The sequence below is a fragment of the Kineococcus aridisoli genome (assembly GCF_050871885.1).
Lineage (GTDB): Bacteria > Actinomycetota > Actinomycetes > Actinomycetales > Kineococcaceae > Kineococcus.
The window spans coordinates 1-3,913 of record NZ_JBJLSF010000159.1; the positions used below are offsets into that span (position 1 = coordinate 1).

General features: G+C 75.2%; 4 protein-coding genes and 1 pseudogene. 2 read left to right on the plus strand and 3 right to left on the minus strand.

Features of this window, described 5'->3' with window-relative positions:
- A pseudogene (locus ACRYM2_RS22890) lies at window positions 1–202 on the plus strand (hypothetical protein); the annotation flags it as partial.
- A gap of 55 nt (window positions 203–257) precedes the next feature.
- Here the strand turns inward: ACRYM2_RS22890 and ACRYM2_RS22895 are convergent.
- The 3 genes from ACRYM2_RS22895 to ACRYM2_RS22905 form a co-directional block, all read right to left on the minus strand.
- Complete coding sequence (locus tag ACRYM2_RS22895) at window positions 258–1,559, minus strand: methyl-accepting chemotaxis protein (protein ID WP_432524993.1); 1,302 nt, start codon at window positions 1,557–1,559, stop codon at window positions 258–260.
- A gap of 157 nt (window positions 1,560–1,716) precedes the next feature.
- Complete coding sequence (locus tag ACRYM2_RS22900) at window positions 1,717–2,226, minus strand: GAF domain-containing protein (protein ID WP_432524994.1); 510 nt, start codon at window positions 2,224–2,226, stop codon at window positions 1,717–1,719.
- On the minus strand, window positions 2,223–2,555 hold the full coding sequence (locus ACRYM2_RS22905) for a hypothetical protein (protein ID WP_432524995.1): 333 nt from the start codon (window positions 2,553–2,555) through the stop codon (window positions 2,223–2,225). Before ACRYM2_RS22905 ends, ACRYM2_RS22900 begins: the two co-directional genes overlap by 4 nt.
- 413 nt (window positions 2,556–2,968) lie before the next feature.
- On the opposite strand from ACRYM2_RS22905, the gene ACRYM2_RS22910 reads away from it, so the two are divergent.
- Window positions 2,969–3,913: HAMP domain-containing protein (locus ACRYM2_RS22910; RefSeq protein WP_432524996.1), on the plus strand; the 945-nt coding region annotated here is incomplete at its 3' end.

The following is a 3,913-nucleotide window of genomic DNA, read 5'->3' on the forward strand; positions in this document are numbered from 1 at the left end:
GGCCCTGCGCCAGGTGATGGGTGAGCTGGCCGGGCAGGGCCTGGAGCAGTTGTGCGACGGTGTGCTGGCGCGCCTGCTGCCCGAGCGCGCCGAGGACGATGTGGCCCTGGTCGCGGTGCGCCTGCACTCCCAGGACCGCCCCCGTCCCGACGACGCGGGCCCGGCCTGGGTGCCCTCCACCCCACCAGCGGCACCGCGCTGAGCTCCGCCGGGGCGGTCCGGGTTCGCCGGGCGCGACCGGCTGCGTCGGGTGCGCCCTAGACCGCCGCCGCACCGCGCGCGATGGCCCGGGCGTCGTCGCCGAGGGTGGAGATCGCCTGGTGGGCCTCGACGGCGGCGGCCGTCTGCATCCGCAGGGCGGTGCTCACGGCCTCCTGGGCCTGGTGCGCCTGCTGCAGGACGATGTCGATCTCCTGCACGGCCGAGCGGGCGTCGTCGGCGCTGCGGTCGATGAGGCCGACGACCTGGGCGATGCGGTGGGTGGACTCCGAGACCTGCCCGGCCAGCTGCTTGACCTCCTCGGCGACGACGGCGAAGCCCCGCCCGGCCTCGCCGGCGCGGGCGGCCTCGATGGTGGCGTTCAGCGCCAGCAGGTTCGTCTGCTTGGCCACCGCGTCGATGCCGGAGGCGATGTCGGCGATGTCCGCGGAGGTCTCGGTCAGCGTGGCGATGGTGCGGGCGGTGGCGGCCGCCCGGTCCTGCGCGCTGGCCCACGTGCTCTGCGACTGCTCCACGGACTGCTCGATGCCCACGGCGGTCTCCATGAAGCCCGCCATGACCTCCTGCGTGCGGGTCGTGGTGCACACGATGGAGCGCCCGGCGGCCGACAGCTCCTCGACCGTCGCGCTCAGCTCGTCGGCCAGGGCCGCCTGCAGCTGGGCCTGCTCGACGTCGTGGACCGCGGCGAGCATCTGCGTCTCCAGCACCTCGGCGCGCGCCCGCGCCTGTTCCGCGGATTCCCGCTGCACCTGCCGCAGCGCGGCGAGCTCGTTGCGCCGCGCCCGCTCGCTGCTGGCCCACAACGCCATGAGGACCACGACCTGGGCGAGGATGTAGCCGGCGTGCAGCAGCGCCCACGGCAGCGGGTCGGCCGCGGCGGCGGGGTCGGAGAACACCGCCTGGGGAGCGATGCGGCTCATGAGGAAGTGGTGGACCCCGACGAACCCGACGGCCAGCAGCAGCGGACCCCACGACTGGTAGAGGGAGATGGCGGCGACGACGACGAAGAACTGCAGGTGCAGGTCGGTGCGCCCGCCGAACGCGTGCAGCGTCACGTCGCAGCCCAGCAGCAGCCCGAGGCTGACCGCCAACGCCCGCACCCGCTCCGCCCGCCAGGCCAGGTCGAGCACGACGCACGCGAGGGACAGGCCGTAGGAGGCCCACAGGGTGGACTGGTCGTGGCCCTGGCCGCCGTGGTGGCCGCCGTGCCCCTGGGCCTGCACGAGGAGGATGACCGCGAGCACGAGGGACTGCAGCCACAGGGCGACGCGCAGCACCCGGTGGCGGGCGGTGAACACCTCGGCGGTGAGGACCCCACCGCGGGGCAGGTGCTTCCACATGCTCGAGTCCGTCTCCCTTACGTCGGTGCGCCCAGCCCGTGGCCGGGCGCGCGGAGGGCTCCCGCCCGGGAACCCCCGCCCGAGCATCGACCGGGCCCGACGAGGGCTTGAGGCCGGCACCCCCCGACCCGCCCGAGCGGGGATCCGGCCGGGCGGGTCAGGCGCCCGTGCGGTGCTCGTCCAGGATCGCCACCGCCTGAGCCGCAGCCGCTTCCAGAACGGCGATCTCCTCAGGGCCGAAGCGGTGCGCAGCGGTGTCCAGGACGCACTGGGCGCCCAGGACGTGCCCGTCACGGGTGCGCAGCGGAACTCCCGCGTAGCTGGCGATGCCGTCGTGGGTGACCAGGGGGTTGTCGTGCTGCAGGGGGTCGGTGCTCGCGTCCTGCACCACGTAGGGGCGGTCCTCGACGACGGCGTTGGCGCAGAAGGACCACTCGACGGGGGTGCCGCCGGTCTCGGCCATCCATCCGGTCAGGCCCGAGGAGCCGGCCAGGTGCTGGGCGGAGTCCAGCACGAGGGAGACCAGGCCGACGGGCGCGCCCACGGCCTCGGCGGTGCGGGCGGCCAGGGCGTCCAGGCGGGTGCGCAGCCGGGGGTCGTCCAGGTCGTAGGCGGCCAGCGCGGCCAGCCGGGCGGGGTCGGCCAGCGCGGCGCTGTGGTCGATCATCGGGTGAGCTCCTCGGTGCGGGAGAGGGCGGCGCGCACCGCGCGTGCGGCCACGAGCCGGTCGAACGTGGTGAGGCGGATCCGCAGGGCGCGGGCGCAGACGACCGTGACCGCGTCCTCGGAGGCGGACATGGCCTCGAGCAGCCGTTCCAGGGCGGCGCGGTCGCTCTCGCGGCCGCTGAGGCCGGCCGCGGTCAGCAGGTCCGCCCACACCCGCTGCGCGGTGGCGGGGTGGACCCGCGCCAGGGCGGTGCGGGCGTGCTCGAGCGTCACCGCGGACACGGGGTAGCGGTCCGGGCCTGCGGTGCTCGTGTCCTCCGCGGTGAGCATCCTCGTGCGTCCTCCTCGACGGGCCGGGTGGCGACCTCCGGGACGTTCGCCGTCCTCGTCCATCGGACGCCTCCCGCCCCGAGTGGAGGGGGCGTGCCCCGTTCGCACCAGCGCACCGGCGGCGCTGAGGCCGTCGACGACCGCATCGGCGGAGCACACGCGACCGGTCACCCGCTCCCCGGTCACCCGCTCCCGGGCAGCTGCCCCCGCAGCGCCGCAACCGCTCTCACCGCACCACCCCGATCCCGGCCGGCGCTCAAGGCAGCCGGCGCAGCGGTCGATGGAGGGCGGTGCCCGCTCACCCCAGTCCCCCGCCGATCGTGCCCCACCGCGAGGGCGGGCGCGCAGGCGCCGGTCCGACCGCCGGCCGGAGCGCCTCGGTGGGCCGGCGCCTGGGTCTAGGGTTCGCGACCGTGGCCACCTGCGTGGGCGTGGCCGGTGGGCTGGGCGCCTGGGCGCTGCACCAGCAGGGCGGCACCTCCGAGCACCTGCAGCGCCTGGACGCGGTGGCCCGCCAGGTACAGCAGATGCGCTACTACAACGCCGACGTCAGCGGCTGGCAGGGCTGGCTGTACGCCCAAGCCGAAGCCGAGAGCCCGGCCACGGCCGTCGACCCCGCCGGCGCCAACATCAGCGGCCTGGAGGCCGACCGCCAGGCAGGGGATGCGCTGCTGGCCGGCTTCGACGAAGCAGTCCTGACCGCCGACGAGCGACAGGTGCTGCAGCAGCTGCGCACGCAGTGGGCGGACTACTTCACCGTCACCGACACCTACGTCGAGCAGGTGCGCGAAGGCAGCCCGCAGTCGCTGGAAGCCGCCTACGCCACGCTCAACGGACCGCTGGACGCCTCGTGGAGGGCGCTGCTGGACAGCACCGAGCAGCTGGCAGACAGCGTCGATGCCCGCGCCGGGCAGCAGCAGGAGCTGGCCGCCGCCCGCGAAACCCGCCTGAAGGCCGCCGTGCTGGTGGCCACGGTGCTGGCGGTGGTGCTGTCGACGGTCCTCGCGCCGCTGGTGACCCGCTCGATCACCCGGCCGCTGGCGCGCACCCTGCACGTGGTCCAGGGCCTGGCCGAAGGCCGCCTGGACCAGCGGGTGGGCATCAGCACCGGCGATGAGGTCGGGCAGCTGGCCGGTGCGGTGGATGCCACCATGGAGCGCCTGGCCGCCACCATGCGCCGCATCGCCGGGAACGCCGGCACGCTGGCCTCCTCCTCCGAGGAGCTGACCAGCGTGGCCACCCAGCTCTCCAGTGGCGCCGAGGAAGCAGCCACCCAGGCGCAGGTGGTCTCCGCGGCCACCGAGGAGATCAGCGCCAACATCGCCACCGTGGCCGCCGCCGGGGACCAGATGTCCTCG